29 protein-coding genes are annotated in these 24,378 nt (G+C 33.8%); 13 read left to right on the plus strand and 16 right to left on the minus strand.

The window, feature by feature from the left end; genetic code table 11:
- Window positions 1-124: 124 nt before the first annotated feature.
- The 5 genes from KGI96_RS06915 to KGI96_RS06935 all read right to left on the minus strand — a co-directional run bounded on the left by KGI96_RS06915 (window position 125) and on the right by KGI96_RS06935 (window position 3,775).
- A complete protein-coding gene (locus KGI96_RS06915) occupies window positions 125-724 on the minus strand; it encodes a hypothetical protein (RefSeq protein ID WP_211597909.1) in 600 nt (199 codons plus the stop codon).
- A 1-nt stretch (window position 725) separates the two neighbouring features.
- The gene (locus KGI96_RS06920) at window positions 726-2,471 is read right to left on the minus strand and encodes a TNT domain-containing protein (RefSeq protein WP_211597910.1); all 1,746 of its coding nucleotides are present in this window, start codon (window positions 2,469-2,471) and stop codon (window positions 726-728) included.
- A gap of 300 nt (window positions 2,472-2,771) precedes the next feature.
- On the minus strand, window positions 2,772-3,008 hold the full coding sequence (locus KGI96_RS06925; protein ID WP_213156402.1) for a hypothetical protein: 237 nt from the start codon (window positions 3,006-3,008) through the stop codon (window positions 2,772-2,774).
- Between the two features lie 23 nt (window positions 3,009-3,031).
- Window positions 3,032-3,289, minus strand: coding sequence for a hypothetical protein (locus KGI96_RS06930; protein WP_213156403.1), 258 nt, complete (start codon window positions 3,287-3,289; stop codon window positions 3,032-3,034).
- Window positions 3,290-3,322: 33 nt separating this feature from the next.
- Window positions 3,323-3,775 carry an Imm44 family immunity protein gene (locus KGI96_RS06935; protein ID WP_211597912.1) on the minus strand — a complete coding sequence of 151 codons (453 nt, stop codon included), beginning with the start codon at window positions 3,773-3,775 and terminating at the stop codon, window positions 3,323-3,325.
- Between the two features lie 401 nt (window positions 3,776-4,176).
- Here KGI96_RS06935 and KGI96_RS06940 point away from each other — a divergent pair, with 401 nt between their 5' ends.
- Window positions 4,177-5,280 (plus strand): ISAs1 family transposase, encoded by a 1,104-nt coding sequence (locus KGI96_RS06940; protein ID WP_213156405.1) that lies wholly within the window; start codon window positions 4,177-4,179, stop codon window positions 5,278-5,280.
- Here KGI96_RS06940 and KGI96_RS06945 read toward each other — a convergent pair whose 3' ends face one another.
- Window positions 5,281-7,026 (minus strand): ShlB/FhaC/HecB family hemolysin secretion/activation protein, encoded by a 1,746-nt coding sequence (locus KGI96_RS06945; RefSeq protein ID WP_211599404.1) that lies wholly within the window; start codon window positions 7,024-7,026, stop codon window positions 5,281-5,283.
- A 238-nt stretch (window positions 7,027-7,264) separates the two neighbouring features.
- On the opposite strand from KGI96_RS06945, the gene rpsO reads away from it, so the two are divergent.
- The 8 genes from rpsO (at window position 7,265) to KGI96_RS06985 (ending at window position 12,005) form a co-directional block, all read left to right on the plus strand.
- Window positions 7,265-7,534, plus strand: a complete 270-nt coding sequence (gene rpsO, locus KGI96_RS06950) for a 30S ribosomal protein S15 (RefSeq protein WP_090921316.1) — start codon at window positions 7,265-7,267, stop codon at window positions 7,532-7,534.
- Between the two features lie 82 nt (window positions 7,535-7,616).
- The gene (locus KGI96_RS06955) at window positions 7,617-8,204 is read left to right on the plus strand and encodes a LemA family protein (protein ID WP_211599405.1); all 588 of its coding nucleotides are present in this window, start codon (window positions 7,617-7,619) and stop codon (window positions 8,202-8,204) included.
- A 96-nt stretch (window positions 8,205-8,300) separates the two neighbouring features.
- Window positions 8,301-8,747, plus strand: coding sequence for a TPM domain-containing protein (locus tag KGI96_RS06960; protein WP_211599406.1), 447 nt, complete (start codon window positions 8,301-8,303; stop codon window positions 8,745-8,747).
- Complete coding sequence (locus tag KGI96_RS06965) at window positions 8,744-9,508, plus strand: TPM domain-containing protein (protein WP_211599407.1); 765 nt, start codon at window positions 8,744-8,746, stop codon at window positions 9,506-9,508. Before KGI96_RS06960 ends, KGI96_RS06965 begins: the two co-directional genes overlap by 4 nt.
- A 24-nt stretch (window positions 9,509-9,532) precedes the next feature.
- Window positions 9,533-9,685: a YoaH family protein gene (locus tag KGI96_RS06970; protein WP_211599408.1), complete on the plus strand. Its 153-nt coding sequence runs from the start codon at window positions 9,533-9,535 to the stop codon at window positions 9,683-9,685.
- 19 nt (window positions 9,686-9,704) lie between these two features.
- The gene (locus KGI96_RS06975) at window positions 9,705-10,136 is read left to right on the plus strand and encodes a PM0630 family protein (RefSeq protein WP_211599409.1); all 432 of its coding nucleotides are present in this window, start codon (window positions 9,705-9,707) and stop codon (window positions 10,134-10,136) included.
- Between the two features lie 21 nt (window positions 10,137-10,157).
- Window positions 10,158-11,561, plus strand: a complete 1,404-nt coding sequence (gene asnS / locus KGI96_RS06980; protein WP_211599410.1) for an asparagine--tRNA ligase — start codon at window positions 10,158-10,160, stop codon at window positions 11,559-11,561.
- A 69-nt stretch (window positions 11,562-11,630) separates the two neighbouring features.
- Window positions 11,631-12,005, plus strand: coding sequence for a DUF4870 family protein (locus KGI96_RS06985; protein WP_211599411.1), 375 nt, complete (start codon window positions 11,631-11,633; stop codon window positions 12,003-12,005).
- Between the two features lie 53 nt (window positions 12,006-12,058).
- Here the strand turns inward: KGI96_RS06985 and KGI96_RS06990 are convergent, their stop codons facing one another.
- The 7 genes from KGI96_RS06990 to KGI96_RS07020 all read right to left on the minus strand — a co-directional run bounded on the left by KGI96_RS06990 (window position 12,059) and on the right by KGI96_RS07020 (window position 17,881).
- A complete protein-coding gene (locus KGI96_RS06990) occupies window positions 12,059-12,835 on the minus strand; it encodes a phosphotransferase (RefSeq protein ID WP_213156406.1) in 777 nt (258 codons plus the stop codon).
- A 5-nt stretch (window positions 12,836-12,840) separates the two neighbouring features.
- Window positions 12,841-13,209 (minus strand): DUF1425 domain-containing protein, encoded by a 369-nt coding sequence (locus KGI96_RS06995; RefSeq protein WP_211599413.1) that lies wholly within the window; start codon window positions 13,207-13,209, stop codon window positions 12,841-12,843.
- Window positions 13,210-13,226: 17 nt separating this feature from the next.
- Window positions 13,227-13,580 carry an HIT domain-containing protein gene (locus KGI96_RS07000; protein WP_211599414.1) on the minus strand — a complete coding sequence of 118 codons (354 nt, stop codon included), beginning with the start codon at window positions 13,578-13,580 and terminating at the stop codon, window positions 13,227-13,229.
- Between the two features lie 10 nt (window positions 13,581-13,590).
- Window positions 13,591-14,454 carry a protease HtpX gene (htpX, locus tag KGI96_RS07005; RefSeq protein ID WP_211599415.1) on the minus strand — a complete coding sequence of 288 codons (864 nt, stop codon included), beginning with the start codon at window positions 14,452-14,454 and terminating at the stop codon, window positions 13,591-13,593.
- Window positions 14,455-14,771: 317 nt separating this feature from the next.
- Window positions 14,772-16,685 carry an autotransporter domain-containing protein gene (locus KGI96_RS07010; protein ID WP_213156407.1) on the minus strand — a complete coding sequence of 638 codons (1,914 nt, stop codon included), beginning with the start codon at window positions 16,683-16,685 and terminating at the stop codon, window positions 14,772-14,774.
- A 444-nt stretch (window positions 16,686-17,129) separates the two neighbouring features.
- Window positions 17,130-17,303 (minus strand): anti-sigma factor family protein, encoded by a 174-nt coding sequence (locus KGI96_RS07015; RefSeq protein WP_211597660.1) that lies wholly within the window; start codon window positions 17,301-17,303, stop codon window positions 17,130-17,132.
- A gap of 2 nt (window positions 17,304-17,305) precedes the next feature.
- Complete coding sequence (locus KGI96_RS07020) at window positions 17,306-17,881, minus strand: sigma-70 family RNA polymerase sigma factor (protein ID WP_267873262.1); 576 nt, start codon at window positions 17,879-17,881, stop codon at window positions 17,306-17,308.
- Between the two features lie 120 nt (window positions 17,882-18,001).
- Here KGI96_RS07020 and msrB point away from each other — a divergent pair, with 120 nt between their 5' ends.
- From msrB to KGI96_RS07035, 3 genes are read left to right on the plus strand one after another with little or no spacing between them, the layout of a single operon-like run.
- Window positions 18,002-19,069 carry a peptide-methionine (R)-S-oxide reductase MsrB gene (msrB, locus tag KGI96_RS07025; protein WP_211597658.1) on the plus strand — a complete coding sequence of 356 codons (1,068 nt, stop codon included), beginning with the start codon at window positions 18,002-18,004 and terminating at the stop codon, window positions 19,067-19,069.
- 1 nt (window position 19,070) lies between these two features.
- Complete coding sequence (locus tag KGI96_RS07030) at window positions 19,071-19,721, plus strand: cytochrome c biogenesis protein CcdA (RefSeq protein ID WP_211597657.1); 651 nt, start codon at window positions 19,071-19,073, stop codon at window positions 19,719-19,721.
- Between the two features lie 10 nt (window positions 19,722-19,731).
- On the plus strand, window positions 19,732-20,199 hold the full coding sequence (locus KGI96_RS07035; RefSeq protein ID WP_211597656.1) for a redoxin family protein: 468 nt from the start codon (window positions 19,732-19,734) through the stop codon (window positions 20,197-20,199).
- A 68-nt stretch (window positions 20,200-20,267) separates the two neighbouring features.
- Here KGI96_RS07035 and KGI96_RS07040 read toward each other — a convergent pair whose 3' ends face one another.
- Complete coding sequence (locus KGI96_RS07040; RefSeq protein ID WP_211597655.1) at window positions 20,268-21,053, minus strand: enoyl-ACP reductase FabI; 786 nt, start codon at window positions 21,051-21,053, stop codon at window positions 20,268-20,270.
- A gap of 236 nt (window positions 21,054-21,289) precedes the next feature.
- On the opposite strand from KGI96_RS07040, the gene gorA reads away from it, so the two are divergent.
- Complete coding sequence (gene gorA / locus KGI96_RS07045) at window positions 21,290-22,645, plus strand: glutathione-disulfide reductase (protein WP_211597654.1); 1,356 nt, start codon at window positions 21,290-21,292, stop codon at window positions 22,643-22,645.
- 65 nt (window positions 22,646-22,710) lie between these two features.
- On the opposite strand, the gene KGI96_RS07050 is transcribed toward gorA, so the two are convergent.
- Together KGI96_RS07050 and KGI96_RS07055 are read right to left on the minus strand one after the other, a co-directional pair.
- Complete coding sequence (locus tag KGI96_RS07050) at window positions 22,711-23,484, minus strand: M48 family metallopeptidase (protein WP_211597653.1); 774 nt, start codon at window positions 23,482-23,484, stop codon at window positions 22,711-22,713.
- Between the two features lie 86 nt (window positions 23,485-23,570).
- The gene (locus tag KGI96_RS07055) at window positions 23,571-24,245 is read right to left on the minus strand and encodes a 7-cyano-7-deazaguanine/7-aminomethyl-7-deazaguanine transporter (protein WP_211597652.1); all 675 of its coding nucleotides are present in this window, start codon (window positions 24,243-24,245) and stop codon (window positions 23,571-23,573) included.
- Window positions 24,246-24,378: the final 133 nt, after the last annotated feature.

Consider the following 24,378-nt stretch of genomic DNA (forward strand, 5'->3'; position numbering starts at 1 on the left):
TTTATCAGAAATAATTAAGTTAAATAACTCACTCTATTTTACAAAAAATAAAGTAAATCTAACCGCTATTAAAATAGTATTATCTACTCTTTGGGTCATAAAATAAGCATAATAATTTAGTTTATTAATCAAGTAATGGTAACTCACCTCTAGCACGATTAAGTAACAGAAAAAATTGCTTATTTAATAGGTAAGGATAAAGCAAAGATTTATCATAAATAATTGCGACAGTCTCTTGTATTCTATGATTACTTCTTTCTGGGTAATAATCATGATAAATTTCATAGCTGTCTGCTTTTTCCTTTACAAAAAGAGTCGGTCCATACCAATCATAGCTTATATCCTCTTCAAAAATATCTTTTCCTTCTTCTTCAAATACTACGCTACAAGGCTGAAGGTACGCTATTTTTTTCCTGATATATTTTTCTCGCTGAATATATTCTTCTTTTGAAGATATCCCACTAAGCCACTGCATAATATCAGGGGCTTTACAATTTTCTTTTTGGGCAAGAAAACAGAGCAAAAGAAAACTATCTCGAGGAGATTTATTTTTAATAATTAACTGTTTTTCATCTATAAAAAAACAATTTACATAATCATAGAAACCATATTCGTCTGCATCATCAAAAATACATAAGGTATTAGCAACCATTGAATACCACTCTTGAGTTGATTTTTTCATAAAATCAAGCAAATAAAACTGCATTAATTCTTCTGTTTTCATACTACTTTCCTATAAATTCTAAATAACCTCTATCAGGATCTACCAACTTATTAATAGGAGTATGATGATCCTGTATTCCCAACCCCTTTTTATCAAACCAAGGAGTTACCTTACTTCTTGAACTATCAAAAGGTTTTTTAACCTTGAATTTAAAAATTTCATAATCAGATTCTTTACCTAGCATCGCTCTTTTCTCAAAAGGAACGCCTTCTGGAGCAGTATATCTACCTGTATCTTCTATTGGATTATAATTTTTCCTTTTTTTATGAACATACCTCGTTAATATATCTCCCTCTTGAAATTGCTGCTTCTTATATGTACCTGGTAATCCATCAAAATCTTTGGTGTTATCAGGATATATATCCCAACCTTTTTCATCCTTCCAATTTTGTGCCTTTGCCTTATTTCTAGCTTTTTCAATTTCTCCTCGTTTATTAATATTTTTATGTAACTCTTTATTAAATCTGCGATTATTTTTTCCTATATTATTACCAGAGTAAGCTTTCTTTACTTGCCCTTTATTACTAATTTTCTTATGTAGCTCTTCATTAAAATGAATATTATTTTTACCAATATTATTTATTGGAGTCTTATTTAATTTTTTCACAAATTTAATTACTTTTGCTACAGGAATTGCACTAATACAAGCAACTGCAAATTCCCACCCACTTTTGTTTACTATATTTTGAAAATCACCTACAGGAGTAAAGCTAAGTACCATCTCACTAAACTCTCTAGCTTCATCAGTAATCTCCATACTACTAGTCATTTTATCTACTCTAGGAGCAACCTTTTTATATACATCTTCTTCACCATACCCCATTCCTATAGCAGAAGGTTTATATTTATTGGTATTTCTAGATGTATTTGTTGCCAACCCACTCTCATAATCCACACCACCATTACTTTCAAAAGCCTTTGGTTTTGGCTGTTTCTGACGAGCAGAGTAGTCATCTTTAAAACCATTTACCTTATTTTGATTATCAATCCTATCAACATTATTTTTATCAAAATGAATATCCGCATTAATCTTTGGATGTAGTTTTCTTTCTAAACTGGTATTTATACTGATACTGTTATCTATATTCAGTTTGATATTAGGAATATAATCTTTTGAAGGAGTAATAGGCGAAATTTCATCAATTGATAAACGACTCCCATTATTTTTTTCAACAGAAGTGATTTTAGATGTATTTATCTTCAACTCACCGCCATTAAATTTTGGTGAAGTAATGGAAGGCCAATTCACTTTCTGTGTCGTATTAATCAACGATGCGATAGAGGAGACATCTGCTTTAAATTCGTCCAATTCTGGAGAATGAGTGGATGACATATTGACACTTAATTGTGTATCAGTTGATTGTCCCAATGAAGTTGATGGGATAGCCTCGGTGGTGATTTTTCCAACTTTGTGTAACGAGTTATTTGATGGCTCGAATGAGGTTGAAGGTATCGCCTTTATCTTAATCTTAATCTTAATCTCTTTAGTATTTGAAGACCAATTTATTTTTGATGATTTATGATTAAATGAATAATCTTTCTCTGAAATTTTATTCAAATACTCATTTCTTTTATCTGCTAAACTCGGCGTTAAATAGTCCTTTTTGCCATCATCAAAATTAACATTTAAATGACTTAAAGTAGAGGATTGATTGGCTAAATTATTTTTAGCTGAATCCATTAATTCATTTGGTGAAGCGGTGTGAGTATTTTTAGCTACTACATCTTCACTTTGTAACTCACTCATTTCCCAACTAGCATTGCCAATACTGATTTCACCTGTGATATTGGTATTTGGTGTATCAATATCTAAATATGCAAAATGAATAGCTTTAAGTTTACTAAGTTTTTAAAGAACATATTAACTATCTTAATAGAATAAAAAATATCTATAATAAAGATACGTGTAGAGCGGTGTGATTTAAATAAAAATTTGCAATTTTTAACTGCCCTCAAAAACAAGGAATAGTAATGCTCAAAACCTAGATTTTTGAAGTAAATTTTGAAAACTACCATTAAAACCTAAAAGAATTTACTAAAAATACTCTTATTCCATAATCATATCTTTTCTCTTAATATCAAAAACTTCTTCTACTTTTTTAAGGCAAGCACCTGTCAGTGGCTTCATTTCTTCATCACTCGCACATACAACAAAATATTCATTAGTATTTTTCTTAGTTTTACCCATAAATGATGATTTATAAATATTAATTTTTTCACCATTCTTTAAAGTAACCCCCATATTTATATATAAAAATACAAATTTTCTATCTTTAGCTCGCACTATTCCACCAAAATAACCACCTGTTATTTTTCTTCATCTATATCAAAGAGATCATTTATTTCCTTAAAACTTATTTTTGCAAAAGACTCAGCATCTTGATGTGCTTTTTTCTTATTATAATCTTCTTCTTTTGGCTCTTTGCCAAGAGTAAAAGAACCAACAACTATTCCATCAATAGTTTCTTGATTTGCTTCTTGCATATCTATTGCTAATGAAGTATTACCTACAGTAATAAATAATATTACTGACATTATTTGTAGTAAAAAATATTTTTTAGTCATATTTTATATCCTTTATATTTTTAATATCCGAATTTAATCTGGTATTTCAGGCAAAGGTGTATTCATATATTTTTGTAACCCTAATTTAAAATCATTATCTAATTTTTCTTCATCAATGACTTCTTTTATTTTGATTGCTTTTTTCTTAAGCAATTCAAAACACTGACTTATGCCATTAACCAAATACTCTCTTATTTCTATTTCTGTTTTATTTTGCCAAGCAGAAACTGGAATTGTTAAATCAATGGTATAAACCTGCTCACCCCGAACTTTCTTCAAAAACTCAGGACCTTCTCCGCCATCAAAGTCACCTTCCTTACCACAAATACGAAAAATAATAGAAAAATACTCTAAATTCTTAAAATATCCACACATTTTTTCATCTGAAAGAAAAATTCTATTAAGTAGCACATGAGATGCTCCAAATATTCTTTGGGACTCTTTATTATAAGCACATATTTGTGCACTAAATCCGATTAAACTCATTTTTAATACCTCCAATTATTATTTATTGTTTTTTCTTTTATACTTAGGAATATAATTCGGATCATAATTAGGATGATTAGGATCTCTTTTTCCTGCCCAAGATTCTTTATTCATTATCCCTGGTTTTTTCTCCGTTAAATAACGCTCTATTTTTTCTGCTCGTTTCCTTGGTATCTTTTTTGTTCCTAATTGTTTAGTTCGCCCTAAGTTTAACTCTTTTTTACTATATCTAGTGTTATGGTCTTTAGAAATTCCATATTTAAGGAAATTTCCATCTTTATCGTATAACTTATATACATCCGTAGGTTGATTACCTAACGTATTCAGGGCAAGATCATACTTTAATTGAATATAACTTTAATTTATGATCAAATACTCCTTTATATAAAAGGAGACATAAAATGGCATTTATTGAGCACTTTAATCAATTAGAAGATACTCGTTCACATATTAATAAAAAACATGACTTACTGGATATTATATTTCTAACAGTAACCGCCATTTTATCAGGGGCGGAAGGTTGGAAAGGTATTAAGTTATTTGGTGATGAAAAACTCCAGTGGTTACGTAAATTTAGGGCATTTGAAAATGGTATTCCAGTCGATGATACGATTGCTAGGATTGTAAGTTCCCTAGACCCACAAGAGTTAACTCATTGTTTTATGCGTTGGGTTAATGAAATACGAGAAGCCAATGGACAAAGTGTCATTGCATTTGATGGAAAAACACTTCGTCATTCCTTTGATGGTGATAGAAAGACTGCATTACACAGTGTTTCAGCCTATGCGACAGATCAGAAACTAGTGCTAAGTCAAAGTAAATCTAAAGGTAAAAAGAATGAAGTTGAAACGGTTTTAGAGTTGATTGAAATCCTAGAAATAAAAGGAAATATTGTTACTGCTGATGCTATGCATTGCTTGAAAAAAGTGACAAAAGCAATTGATAAAAAAGGCGGTGATTATGTCCTTCAAGTAAAAGATAATCAAAAAAAACTACTGCAAGAAATAGAAAGTTTTTATCATAAAACTCGTCGAGATACACCTGTTTTAATTGAACAAAATAAATTTGAACAGATTGATGGTGAACATGGGCGATTAGAAGAAAGAACCTATACACAATTAGCTGTAACTGACTGGTTAGAACAAACAAATGGTTGGTCAAATTTAAATTCAATTATAGAAGTTGTTAGAAAACGAACAATCAAAGAAAAAAAGAGTGAAGAAGTCTCTTATTATATAAGTTCTTTGCCTGTTGCACCTGAGATAGTAGCAAAAGCAATAAGAAGTCATTGGAGTATTGAAAACAGTTCACACTGGGTACTTGATGTGATTTTTAAAGAAGATGAATCAAGAATTCGTCGAGAAAATGCCCCTGAAAATATGGCGATATTTAGGCGTTTTGCGATGAATTTAGCTCGTTTAAGTCCAATCAAAGATAGTATGAAGAGTAAACTACAACGAGCTGGATGGTCAGATAAAATAAGAGAGCAACTTATATTTGGTTAATTATTGTTCAAGTATGATTTTGCCCTGAGGTGTGGAAATAAATAGATCATAATGCCAATTACCATAATGTTTGTATTGTCCATTAAAACCTAATGTCATACCGCTAAGAGTATCACTTACTAAATTTTTATTTTTATCTCCAAAAACTTTTCCAACATCTAACCCAAGATAAACTCGATGATTATCATTATATTGCCATACAATATCATTTCTTAAATACCAACCCTGTTCTGCTGATAATGTTTGTTCACCAGTAAAACCTCGTACATTGTAACGACTACCTATACTAAAATTGTCTTGTATGGTCAGTGCTGTTTGATTGAACTGTCCTTGTAATTGACTATGCCAGCTAAACTGTTGATGTCCAACTTTAAACGGCATTTGCCAATCAATATTCGCTATCCATATTTTAGATTTAGCAGTACCTTCATTAAATAACTCTTCAGGTGCGGTAATAGCATTAAATGCTCGAGTACCTCGTTTGTAAGTTAAACTGCTAATAAGTGTCCCAAGTTTAAAATAACTGTGACTTGAAATATTTGCTTGCCAACCTGCTGTACGACGATGTTGAACATCAATTTCCACATCATCAATATAGCTTTTATTCTCTTTAAACCAACCGCCTAATTGGGCAGTTATTTTATGCTGATTATCTCTGTATATCACTTTTGATAAATTAAGGTGAGCTTGATTACTGGTACCAGTATAATGATAATTACGATTAACTCCTATAACTGCTTGGTCATAAAAATAATGGTTAATACCCATATCAACTAACCAATAACCAAAAGGAACGCTGTACCCAATGGAATAACTTGATGTTTTTCCTTTGTCTACTTTACCATTAGGATCTGTTGCTTTTTTTCCTGATGTTAAATTATGCGTATAACTTACCGATAATATATCATTAAGGTGTAGAGGATTATCCCACACTATAGAAATTGTGCCTAAATACTTACCTGTTGATTTACTACCACTATCATCAAAAGAAAAATTAACTCGGATAGGATATTTTTGTTGTTGCCAAAGTACTTTTACATCACTCATATTTTGTTGTGTGCTTGGGATAATATTAATTTCAGCTTTTACAGTTTGTAAGCGACGTAAATTATCTAACCCTTGCTCTAAATCACGTAAATTTAATGGTTTATTTTTATCATTTGGAAATGCTGTAAATAAATTTGCTCTATTCGCATAAGTCTTTTCTATATTATTTTTATCGATAACAATATTATTCAGTAATCCCTGCATTAAAGAGAATTCTAAAGTACGATCAGTTAATGATTGATTAGGTATAAATAGGCGGCTGGTAATCCACCCTTTGGTAATGATATTATTTTGAATAGTTGTATTTAACATACGTATATCATTTAGGCTTAAGCAAGGAATAAAATGGGGCTGTTCAAATAATTCAAACTTCAACGATGTTATTTTCTGGTATGTTAAATTCTGTGAATTTAATGCATTAGTAATGATAGAATAAAAATCTGAAATAGGTGCTGTATTACCTAACACATTAAAATCAATTTTTTTAATTGGAAAACATATTGAATGATTATTTTGAGAGATATGTTGAGAGCGTGGTACAGATAAAGTAGTAGGCTTATTTGGTGTTTTTTCTAATTGACGATTAATAGTTGCTTGCCGTAACTCAGACTGTTTTAAGATATTATCTGATACTGGAAGATTTTGTGCTAGTGAAGAAGTACCATAAAATAAGGTTAAAAATAGCAGTTTTATTTTCATAACAATACTCTGTTTCAAAATTAATTTCGATTGTATCTCATTCTAAATCATATTTTCACATTTTTTGTTGACTTTTGTAGGCATGATCACATTTTTATGCTTATTTTTCTAATAGTAATATACAATAATAATTATTGATTTTTTATCATATTACTTTAAAATTAGCTATTCTGTGTCATAGCTGAATTAGAGATCGGCTATTGATGAATTTTAACTTACTTATTTTAGGAGTAAAAATATGTCTCTAAGTGCAGAAGCAAAAGCAAAAATCGTTGCTGAATTTGGTCGTGATGAAAAAGATACTGGTTCATCTGAAGTTCAAATCGCTCTTTTAACTGCTCAAATTAACCATTTACAAAATCACTTTAAAGAGCACAAAAAAGACCATCACGGTCGTCGTGGTCTATTGAAAATGGTTTCACGCCGTCGTAAACTTTTAGATTACTTAAAACGTACGGATCTAAATCGTTATGCAGACACTATCGCACGTTTAGGTTTACGTCGTTAATTTCAAAACTTAATACGAAGCGAGCGGTTAAATGCTCGCTTTTTTTCTATCTGTTTTTTTCTATCTATTGGGAGCTTAATTTATGAAAAAGTGGATTTTAATCGGCTTAGTCGTTATCACTGTTTTGGGTGGTTTTACCTTAAAAAATAGTTATAACGGTTTAGTTACAGCAGAAGAAGATATCAATTCTGTTTGGGGAAATGTGGAGTCAGCTTATCAACGCCGTGCAGACTTAATTCCTAATTTAGTGAATACCGTCAAAGGGCAAGCTAATTTTGAAAAAGAGACCTTAAGTGCAGTGATTGAAGCTCGTGCGAAAGCAACGCAAACCACTATCGACCCAAGCAAAGCAACACCAGAACAGATGGAAAAATTCCAACAAGCTCAACAAGGCGTAAACTCAGCATTAGCTCGTTTATTAGTTAGTGTAGAAAGATACCCTGAATTAAAAGCACACGAGGGATTTTTAAATCTTCAAGTTCAATTGGAAGGAACAGAAAATCGTATTAATATGGCTCGCAATAACTTTAATAATGCCGTAAAAGAATATAATAAAAAAGTACGTCAATTCCCAACTAAATTGTTTGCAGCTTTATTTGGTTTTCAATCAAAACCACAATTTAAAGCAAGTGCAGGTGCGGAAAATGCACCAACGGTAAACTTTAATTAAAATGATTGACTTAGCAAGCGGTAAGATCTGATGAAAAATTTGCAAATTTTTGTAAAAATCTAACCGCTTGATGTCATTTATACTAATGGTAACACGATGAAACTCTTTTCTTTTTTTAGTAAAAAATTACCTGTTGATACACAACAAATTGAACAAGCCATTGCTCATTTAGAACAACACACCTCCGCTGAATTACGGGTTGTGGTAGAACGTAAAGCAAAAACCCATTCTGCGATTGAGCGTGCTGAACAACTGTTTAATGAATTAGAAATGTATCAAACGGCACAACACAATGCGGTGTTAATCTATTTATCTTTTAAACCGCATTATGTGGCAGTAATTGGTGATAAAGGTATTCATCAGAAAGTCGGTGATGAGTTTTGGCAAGCGGTGTATGATGCAATGAAACAGCAATGTCAACGCGGTAACTTTACCCAAGCAATTTGCAATGGGATTAAAGAAGTGGAAACTCAACTCGTAAAATATTACCCAATTCAAACTGATGATATTGATGAACTTTCAAATGAGGTCATTATAAAATGATAAAGCGTATTTTATTACATATTGGCATTATCTTTGCTCTTTTTATCAGTTTATCTGCTCAAGCAAATTACCCTGATGTGCCAAAACCTTTTCAATATGTCTCTGATTACACCAAAACATTAACCCAATCGGAACAACAACAATTAGAAACAGCACTTGTAAATTATGGACAACAAACCAGTTCACAAATTGCAGTTGTAATTATTCCGTCTACTGAGGGAGAAGACGTTTCTAGTTATAGCTTTAATTTATTTAATAAATGGGGAATTGGACGCCAAAAAGAAAATAATGGCGTATTATTACTGATTGCCAAAAATGATCATAAACTTTTTATTGCAACAGGTAGAGGTTTAGAAGGTGCATTGCCTGACATAATCGCTTCAACCATTATTCGCCATAATATTGTTCCCTTTTTCAAAAAGAACAAATATGCAGAAGGTATTGCAAGTGGCTTATCTGCCATTATTCAAGCAACAAAGGGAGAATATAAACCGCTAGAATTAGAAAAAGAGAAAGCCGATCCCTTTGATGGTTTCTTTATTTTCTTAGGCGTTGCATTCCTATTATTTGTTATTTTTAATAGTATTGGACGTAAAAATCACTATATAAGTCCAAGCTCACTAGGGGGTATTGGCTCAATGTCTCATCATTCTGGTAGATTTGGTGGGGGCAACAGTGGTTTTGGAAGTGGAGGCTTTGGCGGAGGCGGTGGCTTCGGCGGAGGAAGTTCTGGTGGCGGTGGTGCTGGTGGAAGTTGGTAATACTAGAAAAAGAGGAAAGAAAAGATGTATAATGATACTCAGCTTGAGTTAACCCACGAACAACAGCAACAAGCAGTTGAAAAAATTCAACAACTCGTACAGCAAGGAATGGCACACGGAGAAGCAATTAATCTCGTTGCAAAACAGTTACGTGAACAATCTAGCAAACAAATTTAACTCTATAATGGAAATCACTATGAAAAAATTAAACTTAGCAACACTCATTACTGGTCTTATTTTACTATTTAGTACTCAAACAAGTTTTGCAGAACCGAACGTAAAAATACACATTGATAATTCTTCAGAAACAAATACTATTTCTATTTCAAAGAAAAAGACTCGTTTATGTTGGGATATCAGTGATCTTGAAGCTAATACTCAGTATGACATTGTAGAGGAATTTACCTCTCCACCAAATGGCTATTTTGATAATGGAATAAGTAAAATAATCACAAATAGTAATAAAACAAAACATACTCTTCTTTCAAAAAAAGAAAGTTCTCAAGATGGTTTTATCAGTAATAACTGTTGGTATTTTTCAAAAGAAGACCCTTTAGGGGACTATACTTTAACAATAAAAGTAAATGGTACGCCATATTCCAATTTTCCATTTAAACTAACAAAATAATTAAAATATATTGAGGTAATAATGTCACAATTTTCTTCTATTTCTGATGTGTTATCAGAAAAAATTACCGTTGGTAAAACAATTACTGTTCGTGGTTGGGTACGTACTCGCCGTGATTCTAAAGCAGGATTATCTTTCCTTGCGGTCTATGATGGGTCTTGTTTTGATCCTATTCAGGCTATCGTTAATAACGATATTGAAAATTATCAACAAGAAGTATTAAAACTTACCGCAGGTTGCTCTGTCGAGGTAACTGGGACGGTTGTTGAATCACCTGCAAAAGGGCAAGCCGTTGAACTTCACGCAACACAAGTTAAAGTGGTGGGTTGGGTTGAAGATCCTGATACTTACCCAATGGCAGCAAAACGTCACTCTATGGAGTATTTACGTGAAGTTGCCCACTTACGCCCTCGTACAAATTTAATTGGCGCGGTGACTCGTGTTCGCCACTGTTTAGCACAAGCCATCCATCGTTTCTTCCACGAAGAAGGTTTTTACTGGGTGGCAACACCACTAATCACTGCTTCTGACACCGAAGGTGCGGGCGAAATGTTCCGTATTTCTACCTTAGACTTAGAAAACTTACCTCGTACAGAAAAAGGTGAGATTGACTTTAATGAAGATTTCTTTGGTAAAGAAGCATTTTTAACGGTATCTGGTCAATTAAATGCTGAAACCTATGCTTGTGCATTAAGTAAAGTATATACTTTTGGTCCAACATTCCGTGCGGAAAACTCAAATACTACACGTCATCTCGCTGAATTTTGGATGGTGGAACCTGAAGTGGCTTTTGCTAATTTAGCAGACAATGCAGCCCTTGCAGAAAGAATGTTGAAATATGTATTTAACGCCGTTTTAACAGAACGTGCTGATGATTTACAATTCTTCGCTAAACACATTGATAAAAGCGTTATTGCACGTTTAGAAAGTTTTGTGAATTCTGATTTTGCTCAAATTGATTACACTGATGCGATTGATGTATTATTAAAATCAGGCAAAAAATTTGAATTTGCCGTTGAATGGGGAATTGATCTTTCATCAGAACACGAACGCTATTTAGCAGAAGAACACTTTAAATCGCCAGTGGTGGTAAAAAACTATCCAAAAGATATTAAAGCTTTCTATATGCGTTTAAATGATGACGGTAAAACCGTTGCTGCAATGGATGTTTTAGCACCCGGAATTGGCGAGATCATCGGTGGTTCACAACGTGAAGAGCGTTTAGAGGTGTTAGATGCACGTATGGAAGAAATGGGATTAAACCCTGAAGATTACTGGTGGTACCGTGATTTACGTAAATACGGTTCAGTACCTCATTCAGGCTTTGGATTAGGGTTTGAACGTTTGATTGTTTATGTAACAGGTTTACAAAATATTCGTGATGTTATCCCATTCCCACGTGCACCACGAAATGCGAATTTTTAATTAAACAACGTCCCTTTAACCACATAAGTTAAAGGGATTTTTATTATTGTTGTAAAAAAGGAAAGAAAAATGACTGTTCTTAATCAAAATACAACAGATTTAGTTTCAGCAAATCAATCTCAACAAAATTGGATGTTAGCTATCTATATTTTATATGCGATAAGTATTTTTTCTGGTGTTACACTAGCTTTTGTTGGCTTTATTGTTGCTTATGTAAAGCGTGATGAAATGAAAGGAACCTTTTATGAATCACATATTACTTACTTAATTCGTACTTTCTTTATGGTATTTATTAGTACTATTATTGGTTTCATTCTCTCTTTTATCGGTATTGGAATTATCCTGCTATTTATCATTGGAATATGGTACATCTTTCGTGTAGTCGTCGGTATGATAAAATTCTTTGATAAGAAGACTGTCACTACAACAGGTTGGTTTATGTAGTTTAATAAAAAATTTACTTCCCTCATCATTCTATTAGAAAGATGAGGGATTTTTTATTTCGCTACTTCTTCCCACACTTGGTTTAATAGGTTAACCACCACTTGGTATTCATTAATTTTTGATTTAAATGCCTGTTGATTAAATTTGGTTAGCTCCAGATAATAATCAAAAAAATAATTTTTCTGCTTTGTTGTCAGCTTATTGGCATTAAAAAAAAGAGCGATATCCAACGCAGGATCTGAAACAGCGGCATATTCCCAATCAATTAAAAATAATTGACCATCGTTTTCTATAAAATTACCTAAATGTAAATCGTGGTGACAGATACCCTTTGCAAAAGGTTTAACTGGTTTTAATTTGATCTGTTTTAATATGGAGATATCAATATGCTTTTTTTGTTGTGGTGATAACTGTTGATACAAAAAATAACAACGCTCTACAATATCGAAATTTGCAAATTTCTGTAAAGATCGTACCGCTTGTTGATCATTAAATTGATGTAACTTAGCAAGATGTTGTGCTAATTGAGAGAGTAAAGGGAGTGAAAATTGAGTAACTTCTGCCCCTTTAATATAGCTTAATAGCGTAAATTCTTGATTATGATAAAGCACGTTAGGAGCAATATTAAGCGGTGTGATAGTGTTTAAAATTTGCCATTCTAATCCATAATTAATCCCTAAGTTTGTTGCTCGTTCACTTTGTTGATGAAGAATATAACACTCGCCATTCTCCAGCTCAATTATTTGACTACAAGCGGTTAGATTTGCAGAATTTTTTACAAATGTGACCGCTTGTTTAAAATAGTTTTCAAGCCAATTTTCTAGGTTCATTTAAATTAGTTTTTACGTATATAAATACGATAATAATAACTTTGCTGTGTTGGTTTATTTAGCTCAATCTGTTGTTTTTGGGAAGGCTTTAACGCTAAATTATGCCATTCATCTGTTCCAACTTGGGTTGTCCCTCGTTGACTATACCAAAACAATTTATAGGCTAAACTCACTTCTTTAGTTGAACTGTTTTTTATAGCCAAATACTCCACATCTGCATCTACATCAAGCTGTGAGGCAATATTCTCTGCAATATTAACTAATGGTCGATTGGTTGTCACACCGAGTGAATCGGTGTTTTTACTAATACAACCACTTAACAATATCAAAGAAATAAATATTGTGGCTATTTGGAATAAGGTTGCTTTTTTCACTGAACTTTACCTATTTTTTAAACCATTTTTCCCAGTTGCTCACCGCCAATAAGATGTAAATGAATATGAAACACTTCTTGTCCACCGTGTTTATTACAATTCATTACTAAGCGATAGCCCTCTTCTGCAATGCCTTCTTCTTTGGCAATCTTTGCGGCTACTGTCATCAAGCGTCCTAGTACCAACTCATCTTCTGTAGTCACGTGATTAACTGTTGGAATAAATTTATTAGGAATAATTAAAATATGTGTTTTAGCTTGAGGCGAGATATCTCTAAAAGCCGTGACTAACTCATCTTGATAGACGATATCTGCAGGAATTTCTTTGCTAATAATTTTACTAAAGATTGTTTCTGGATACTGTTTTTCCATTTTATTTTCCTTACTTTGCTTGTTCAAACTGAGATAAATTTCTTAATGCTTCAATTCGTTTTTCTAATGGTGGATGGCTGCTAAATAATTCTTTGCTTGTTACATTAATCATAAAAGCAGACAATGAACCTTGCATTTCTTGTGGTTCGTGAATAGATTGTAACCGTTGCAATGCTGCAATCATTTTTTCTTTTCCAACTAAACTGGCTGAACCTGCATCTGCTCTAAATTCACGATAACGAGAAAACCACATTGCAATCATACTCGCTAATATACCTAATGCAAATTCCAACACCATCGAAACCAGAAAATACATTCCAGTACTGCGACTTTGCCCATTCTCGCCTCGAGAAATCACACTTGCAATCACTCTAGAGATAAAAATCACAAAAGTATTTAACACACCTTGTAATAAAGTCATTGTCACCATATCACCATTGGCAATATGTGATACCTCGTGAGCAATCACTGCCTCTGCTTCCTCTTGTGTCATTGTATTAAGTAAACCTGTACTTACTGCAACAAGGGAACTTTTCTTCGTTGCCCCAGTTGCAAAAGCATTCACATCGGCAGAATGATAAATAGCGACATCAACCATTGGAATACCTGCTTGCTCTGTTTGACGTTGTACGGTATCCATTAACCACTGCTCTGCATTGTTGCGAGGGGTTTGAATAATTTCCGCTCCCACAGAACGCAGTGCCATTGTTTTGGATAAAAATAACGAAATAATAGAACCCGCAAATCCAAACATTGTTGCCATTAATAACAAGCCAGTTAAACTGCTACGCTCAATTCCTGTAAAACTTAAAATAATTCCTAAAACAACCATAACTCCCATATTGGTTGCGAGGAATAAAAACATTCTCATCATAACTTAATCTCCAACTCTATTTTAAATATATCAATAATAAAACCCTAATATGGGGGGCTTTTCTGTTATTTCAATAAAATGAATGCAATAACCCTAGCGGGGAGGCAAAATCATACTTTAATTAGAGCAAGATAATATTCAAATCTAATAAAAATCAATAGGTAAAAATTTATGGTTACCCTAAGGCAAACTAATACTATTTTTTGATATACCTGACAAATACTACAACGAAAAGATATTAAGTTCTCTTCATTTTCTTCTAGCATAAAAAAATCTGCACCCAATTGAGTGCAGATTAATTTTAATTAACAATTAAATTAAAACGTTCCTTTTAACTGTAACGATGTTCCCCAGCCATTGTAACCAAAAGCAGTTCGTTCATAATAAGGCATAAAACTCACTGAAAGAGCAGGGTTGATATTATAGCTTAACCCTGTTTGTACTCGTCCACGTGTTTTAGTGATTTTGGCTGTCTTGCTAAATCCTCCCACAAAAGGCATTGAAACTGTATAGGTTGGATTATCTCCTGTTAATTGCTGCTCTACTTCCGCACTGGCTAATAAACTTAGTTTATGTGTTAATGGCAATCTGCCTTCAACCCCTAATGCCAAAGCAGTATCTGTATAGTTAATTTTTTCAAAACTCGCCGCAAATTCAGCATTCTTTTCTACATAAGCATCACGAGTAATGTGGTTATAACGCAATGAACTATAAACCGATATTTTGCCAAAATCATATCCAGTTGTGAAAGAAAATGCAGAACCTTTCATTGTGGTTTTGTTACTTCCCTCTTCTGTATTTGGCAATAATGGGCGTTTCACTTTTACTCTGTCTCTTTGCCACGCTGCTGCTGTTTCAATAAACCAATGATTATTTTTCCAGTTAGCAAACAGCCCTAATCCTGTATTTCCGTCTGTTTTATAACTTTCTGGTAATTGGCGTGATAAACTTTTATCAAAGTTAATTCCTGCTGTTATCCCCTTTCCAAAACCATAAGATAAACCCAACCCAACACTGGCTGTTTTATTACCTTTTTGACCTGCTACATCTTGACGAATGCTGTAACCTATTTTACCTTTTTTTAAATAGCGACTTTGTTGTAAGCGTTGTAAGATATGCGTTTGTAAAGAAGTGACACCAAGTGCATCATTACCCAAATACACCATACTTAATTTGGTGTGTTCAATATCTATTTTTGTTAGATTATTTATGTTTTTCACTTTCCAAACGGTTGCTCTAGAAACACCATTCTCATCTTCAGCAGTCCCTCCCGCAAAACGGCCATCACGACTTAAAGCAGTAACGCTAGAATTTCCACTATTATCCGCTTTTAATGTGCCTAAGTCAGTTTTGGTTGTCCAATTTGGTCCTGACCAAAGGATGGCTCTCTGTTCATTATTATCATTTGGAGCCGTGCCTCCAGCAATAGTACCATCATCATTTAAAACCCAAACCCAAGCTCCTCCACTATTATCGGCTTTTAATGTACCTAAGTCAGTTTTGGTAGTCCAATTTGGTCCTGACCAAAGGGTGGCTCTCTGTTCATTATTATCATTTTGAGCCGCTCCACCTACAACCATACCATCACCACTCAAAGTACTTACCCAAGATTCTCCACTATTATCGGTTTTTAATGTGCCTAAGTCCGTTTTTGTACCCCAATTTGGTCCCGACCAAACAATGCCTCTTGTTTGATTATTATCATTGAAAGCAGAACCCACTATAATAGTACCATCACGACTTAAACCATTGACACCTGAGTATCCTCTATTATCTCTTTTTAATGTTCCTAAATCTGTTTTTGTTGCCCAGTTTGGTCCTGACCAAACGATCGCCCTAAATTTATTCTCACCATCTTTTTTAGTATCCCCCGCCGCAATAGTACCATCACTGCTTAAGCCCGCAACCGAAGAAATTCCCGTATTATCTGCTCTTAATGAACCTAACTCTGTTTTAGTTGCCCAATTTGGACCTGACCAAATGATGCCTCGCCCTCTAGGATCTCGTTCATTATCATTCTTCGCATTACCCGCCGCAACAGTGCCATCATCATTTAAATAGAGAAGGGTACTTGACCCACTATTATCTGGGTTAAATGTCCCTAATGTAGTTCGTTTTGTCCAATTTGGACCTGATAAAATTATGGACTTGTCGTTAGGGTGGTTGCCAAAAGTAAAAATACCCACAACTGTGTTATCACCACTAAAAGCAGAAACCTCTCCAGATGACACTCCTAAATCTATTTTTTGAGCAATAATAGGTTGAGCATCTGCAAAAGCTGGTGAAAAGAGAAAAGCACAAAGGAACTAAGATAGGCAAATTTTAGCTTTGTTTGTTTGTTTGTTTGTTTGTTTGTTTGTTTGTTTGTTTGTTTGTTTGTTTGTTTAGAGTATTCATTGCAAGTTTCCTTATAGCAAGAAGAAAAAAATAAAAAAAACTAGTTAAAATTCAATCTAACTGTTTACATTATATCGCCTTATGACTCAAAAAAGAAACAGAAATTTACAAAATAAGGAATTGAATTTTGTAAATTTTCGATTTAATCTACCCGCTAGATTTATACCCATAATATTTTGTAAAAATTTTTATTAGGTTTTAAGTGCTATCTTGCCTTGCCCTAGCGGTAAGATAAAACACAAAATTTGCAAATTTTTCTTTTTATCTTACCGCTTGTTTTACTCTTCATTCGCAAATTTTTTCATAATTTCACTCATTTGTTGACAATTTTGTTTAAAATGACGACATTGAGGACAAATAACTAAATGAACCATCACTCCACACTTTTCATTGAATTTTAATTTTCTTTCGTGGGATTGTGAAACTAATTGCGTGACTTGTAAACATTTCATTTTTAATCCTCCAATTTTAACTTTCTAGACAAACAATGCTGTAATTGTAATCTGGCACGATATAAAAAAATATGTAAATTACTCGTTGTGATTTTAACGGTTTCACAAATTTCTTTGGATGGAAAGTCTAAATACTCTCTCATCATAAAGACCTGAGCTTGCTTTGCTGGTAAATGAGTTAAACAGGCTTCAAAAATCAACCAAAATTCTTTTGAGTAAATTTTATCTTCATTATCTTGCCACGACGTTTGACTATATTGTGGTTTCCAGTGATCTTTTTGATCAAAAAATGTATTTTCATTCTCTTCTGTGATTAAATCACTTTCTAGCACTAAGCGATCTTTTTGACGCAGATAATCAATAATCTTATTTTTTAAAATTGCAAAGATCCATGTCTTAAGTGCTGCTTGACGTTTAAAGTGAGTAATATTATTTAAAGCACCTAATAATGCCTCTTGAACCATATCTTCTGCAATATCACTATTGTTAAGTTGTAAGTAAGCAAATTTTAACATCTGCTCTCGAATTTCGTTTAATTGCTGATCAGAAAAGGAATTATTGATTGCATTATTTATCACTATTTTTACTTCCTTAAAAAAATATAAAAAAATGTGTAAGCATTTTGTGATTACTACGACTAACATTATAAAGGATAAAAACTTTTAAGCAGAAATTATTTTTAAATAAAAGGATACTCAATGAAATTAAGCTATTTATTATTCATTCCTTTAACGCTATTATCGTTAAAGGTAACCGCAAATAATGAAAACGAAAAAACAATGGAGCATACAATGATGACGCAAACACAAACTGAAAACTTGCAACATATTTACTTAGCGGGCGGTTGTTTCTGGGGTATTGAAGCCTATATGGAAAAAATATATGGCGTAAAAGATGCGGTTTCAGGCTATGCAAATGGCAAAACATCTCAAACCACTTATCAGCTTATCGGGAAAACCGATCACGCTGAAACGGTAAAAGTTACTTACGACGCCAATAAAGTTTCGTTAGAAAAATTATTAAAATACTATTTTCAAGTGATCGATCCGACCAGTGTAAATAAACAAGGCAACGATCGTGGTAGACAATATCGTACTGGCGTTTACTACCAAAATGAGATGGATAAAGCCGTTGTATCAAAAGTGATTGAGCAACAACAGAAAAAATATCAAGATAAAATTCAAGTCGAAGTTGAGCCGTTAAAAAATTATGTATTAGCGGAAGACTATCATCAGGATTATTTAGCAAAAAATCCGAATGGTTATTGCCATATTGATTTAGAGAAAGCGAACAAGGTCATCATTGATCCAAATGATTACCCAAAGCCAAGCGATAACGAATTAAAAGAAAAATTAACGCCGTTACAATACAGCGTTACCCAAAAGAAAAACACTGAGCATTCGTTCAGTAATGAATATTGGGATAATTTTAAAGACGGTATTTATGTAGATGTCACCACTGGCGAACCGTTATTTTCATCAATGGATAAATTTGAATCGGGCTGTGGTTGGCCAAGTTTTACCAAGCCAATCGATAAAGATGTCGTAAATTATGATGACGATACCAGCTTTAATATGGTCAGAACCGAAGTTTTAAGCCGTAGTGGTCAAGCACACTTAGGACACGTTTTTGATGACGGTCCAAAAGACAAAGGTGGCTTACGCTATTGCATTAACAGTGCCGCAATTAAATTTATTCCATTAGAACAAATGGAAGCCGAAGGATATGGCTATTTAATCAACCAAATAACAGGACAAGCAAAATAAAATGATTGAACAACAATTAGTAATTAGTAGTGTATTTTTAGCGGGGCTCGCCTCTTTTTTATCGCCGTGTATTTTTCCGATTATGCCGATCTATTTTGGTATTTTAAGTAAAGGGGGCAAAAAAATCCTCAATACATTTCTATTTATTTTAGGCTTATCTGTTACTTTTATTGGACTCGGATTTAGTTTTAGTTTTTTAGGTGACCTGCTCTTTAATGATACCACCCTTGTTGTCGCAGGGGTAATCGTCATTATTCTTGGTATTCATCAATTAGATATCATTAAATTCGGATTTTTAGAAAGAACCAAAACCGTAGAAATTAAAACCTCAGGCAAAAGTGCCTCGATTGAAGCCTTTATTTTAGGACTAACATTTAGCTTAGGTTGGACACCCTGTATCGGTCCCATTCTAGCTTCAGTATTAGCTCTATCAAGCCAAGATAGTTCGGCATTTTATGGAGTAACAATGATGTTTGTATATGTACTTGGACTTGCCACACCTTTTGTGATTTTCTCATTCTTCTCAGAAGAATTATTGAAAAAAGCCAAAGTATTAAATAATCATCTTGGTAAATTCAAAATTTTTGGTGGCGTACTGATTATCTTAATGGGTATTTTGCTGATTACGAATAACTTAAATATCTTTATGTAAGGAACAAAAAATGAAAAAATATTTTTCTATATTGCTGGCACTATTCTCAATCACTGCCAATGCACAAATAAGCTTAGCGGATATTCCACTTAAAGATTTGAATAATCAGTCTATTTCTCTTAATCAATATAAGGGTAAAGACGTTTATGTGAAAGTTTGGGCATCGTGGTGTCCATTCTGTTTAGCTGGATTAGCTGATATTGATAAATTAAGTGCAGAAAAAGGCAAAAATTTTGAAGTAATTACCCTTGTTTCGCCAACTCACAGAGGTGAAAAACCGACTGAGAAATTTATTCAATGGTATAAAGGATTAGAGTATAAAAACATCACCGTATTACTTGATGAAAAAGGGGAAATTATTAAACGAGCCAGAATTCGTGGTTATCCTTCAAGTATCATTTTAGATAAAGATCTTAACATCAAAAAATCTCAAGCTGGGCATTTAACTAATGAACAAATTGAACAGTTCTTTCAATAATCCTAGTGATATATTTTGATAAAAATTGTGTAAAGACATAGCCTAATGCTATGTCTTTACACTCATACTTACTCACTTAAATTTGACATTGCCGTAGTACTAAAGCCTGCATCAACGTGTAAAATTTCGCCAGTTACACCAGAGGCTAAATCAGAACATAAAAATGCAGCTGAATTACCCACATCTTCAATAGTCACAGTACGTTTCAGTGGTGCTGATTTTTCAAAAGTAGAAAGCATTTTTTTGAAATCTTTAATGCCAGAAGCCGCTAAAGTACGAATTGGACCTGCTGAAATTGCATTGACACGAATGCCTTCTTTACCTAAATCTGCCGCCATCACACGTGTACTCGCCTCAAGTGACGCTTTTGCTAAACACATCACGTTATAGTTAGGAATTGAACGCTCTGCCCCTAAATAAGAAAGGGTTAATAATGCTGAATTTGGATTTAACATAGGACGAGCCACTTGAGCCATCGCAACAAAACTATATGCACTAATATCGTGTGCAATTTTAAATCCTTCACGAGTGGCAGCATTGACATAATCACCCTCTAATTGATCCGCTGGAGCAAAACCAATTGCGTGAACAAAACCGTCAAATTTATCCCAATGTTTATTTAATTCTGAAAAACATTCCGTGATATTTTCATCACTCGCCACATCTAAAGGCAATACAATTTTTGCTCCAAACTCTTGTGCAAATTTTTCCACACGAGGTTTTAATTTATCGTTTAGATAAGTGAAGGCTAACTCAGCCCCCTCACGAGCAAAAGCTTGAGCAATACCATAAGCAATAGAACGATTACTTGCTAAACCTGTGACTAAAATACGTTTACCTGTTAAAAAACCCATATTGTTTCCTTAAAATGATTGATGTAGTATAAAAATCTTTGTGAAATTATAGCTGAAAAAAACCAAAAACTAAACTAAACTAAACAATTTCATCGTGACTTCCTATACGCTCTATTTTCCATATTCATAATCAATCAATAAATCCTATCAAATTAAAAGGGTTCTTTTCTATTTTAAATTTGGTAAAATCTTTATCAAATGTTACCGCTTATACACTTATACAACAGGAACAAACTATGACAAAACATTATGATTATATCGCTATCGGTGGTGGTAGCGGTGGTATTGCCTCAATTAACCGTGCAGCAAGCTATGGCAAAAAATGTGCGATTATTGAAGCACAAGATTTAGGTGGTACTTGCGTGAACGTAGGCTGTGTGCCAAAAAAAGTAATGTGGCACGGGGCACAAATTGCAGAAGCAATTAAACTTTATGCTCCTGATTATGGTTTTAATGTTGATTTGAAAAACTTTAATTTTTCAAAATTAATCGAAAATCGTCAAGCTTATATCGGGCGTATTCATCAGTCTTATAACAATGTGTTAGCCAAAAATAATATCGATGTGATCAAGGGTTTTGCGAAATTTGTGAATAAAAATACCGTTGAAGTGAACGGCGAACAAATCACGGCGGAGCATATTTTGATCGCAACGGGTGGTCGTCCAACACGTCCAAATATTAAAGGGGCAGAATACGGTATTGATTCTAACGGTTTCTTTGAATTAACCGAATTACCTAAACGTGTGGCTGTGGTGGGTGCAGGTTATATCGCCGTAGAACTTGCAGGCGTATTAAATAGCTTAGGCGCTGAGGCTCATTTATTTGTGCGTAAGCATAGTCCATTGCGTACTTTTGATCCGTTCATTGTGGATACCTTATTAGAAGTGTTAGCCCAAGACGGCATTCAATTACACACCCAAGCAATTCCACAAGAAGTGGTTAAAAATGCAGATGGTTCAGTAACCTTAAAATTAGAAGACGGTCGTGAGCAAACCGTAGATTGCTTAATTTGGGCAATCGGTCGTCAGCCAGCAACGGACGTGATCAACCTTGATGTAACAGGCGTGGAAACAAACGCACGTGGCTTTATCAAAGTGGATAAATTCCAAAATACCAACGTTGAAGGCATTTATGCGGTCGGCGATATTATTGAAGGTGGCGTGGAATTGACCCCTGTGGCAGTGGCAGCGGGACGTCGTTTATCTGAGCGTTTATTCAATAATAAACCAAACGAGCATTTAGATTACAGCTTGATTCCAACGGTGGTATTCAGCCACCCAGCGATTGGTACGATCGGTTTAACCGAACCACAAGCGATTGAGCAATATGGCGAAGAAAACGTGAAAGTTTACACTTCATCATTTACGGCAATGTACACTGCGGTAACTCAACACCGTCAGCCTTGCAAAATGAAGTTGGTTTGTGCAGGTAAAGATGAGAAAATTGTCGGCTTACACGGTATCGGCTTTGGTGTGGATGAGATGATTCAAGGTTTTGCGGTGGCAATCAAAATGGGTGCAACAAAAGCCGACTTTGATAACACCGTAGCAATCCACCCAACAGGTTCGGAAGAATTTGTGACGATGCGTTAATTGTGTAAATTAAAATAACTAAAAGAAAGCCCTTAATCAATAAGGGCTTTTTTGTGTATTAAGAATTATTTTTTCGCTGCTTTATAAAGTTTCATTGCTTCAGGTAATAAGCGTTGTAAATTGGCTTGACGCTCAGCATTAGTTGGATGAGTAGAAAAAATAGAAATCCCTGCTCCACCAACAGCTTTACTCATTTTTGTCCATACATTTGGAGCAGCACTTGGATCATAACCTGATTGAGCCATCAACATCAAACCAACTTCATCAGCTTCTGTTTCGTGGTGACGAGAGAAAGGTTTATCTAATGCAAGATCTTTTGTAATATCAACGATATCAAAGCCACCTACATTTGTTGAAATACCTTGCGTTGAAAGTGCGACCTTACCAATAGTTGCGGCAATACCTGTAACCACACTTACAGAGCGAGAAGATTTACTATGTTCTTTTAATGCGTGAGCCATTTCGTGTCCGATAACAGTCGCAATTTCAGGATTAGAAAGGTTTAATTTATCAACCAACCCAGTATAAACCATCATTTTTCCACCCGGCATCGCCCAAGCGTTCAGCTCTTTAGATTTGACTACGGTCATTTCCCAATTAAATGGCACGCCCGTTTGGTTGGCTTTTTTAGCATAAGGAACCATTCGGTTAAAAATCGTTTTAACTCGTTTAGCAGTTTGAGATTGAGTATCAACAACACCTTTTGATTTAGCTTGTGAAACCACTTTCATATAACTATTGGCCGCTTCATTATTAATTTGACTTGTTGATGTACAGCCTGTTATACCAATCGCAGATATTGATAAAGCAACGATACAAATGTATTGTCTTAATTTCATAAAATACTCCCTTTTATTTAGCAAAATAAATTTACAGTTTGTGGATAATATCATAAGCGGTTACTTGTTGTATATTTTTTGCAAATTTATTCCGCTGTTGCTAAATCAAACTTCTTAATAATAATGGTTAATAAGACACCATAAAGTGGCAAGAAAAGTGCCATACTCACCGAGATTTTGACAAAATAATCGACAATACCCAGATCAAACCAATGTTCTGCTAGGTAAGGATCTGCACATTGATAAAATGCCACTGCAAAGAACACTAAAGTATCAACCAAACTACCAAATAATGTTGATGACGTTGGAGCAATCCACCAGCGTGATTTTTGACGAAGTTTATTAAATATAAAAATATCCATTAGCTGCCCAATAATATAAGCAGTAAAGCTTGCTAGGGCAATACGAAAAACAAAGAAATTAAAATTAGCTAATGAATTAAAACCTTGAAACTGTGCTTCAAAGAAAATAACAGACATAATGTAACTAACAATTAAAGCAGGAAACATTACTAAAAAAATAATTCGGCGTGCCAATTTTGTGCCAAATACTCGTACAGTTAAATCTGTCGCCAAAAAAATAAAAGGAAATGAAAACGTTCCCCAAGTGGTTGGTATCGCTAAATCAGTAAAGGGGATTTTTATTTCAAAGGTAAGTTGTACCAGATAATTACTAATTGCAAGAATAAAAATATGAAAAAGCGATAATAGTAATAATGAGCGACGTTTTTGACGATCTGAAAAGTCAATATTTAAAAGCATAATTGTGTCCTTTTTGATGAAAAATAAATTTGGGGTTAGGGAACCCAAGTGAAAATTAGGAAGCGTATCTTACTTGTTTTTTCAAAAATAGCAAGAGCTGGTTAACGAAGTTTATTTTACACAAATTATTAAC

This window comes from Phocoenobacter atlanticus subsp. cyclopteri (assembly GCF_018343795.1).
In the GTDB taxonomy this organism is placed as follows: domain Bacteria; phylum Pseudomonadota; class Gammaproteobacteria; order Enterobacterales; family Pasteurellaceae; genus Phocoenobacter; species Phocoenobacter atlanticus.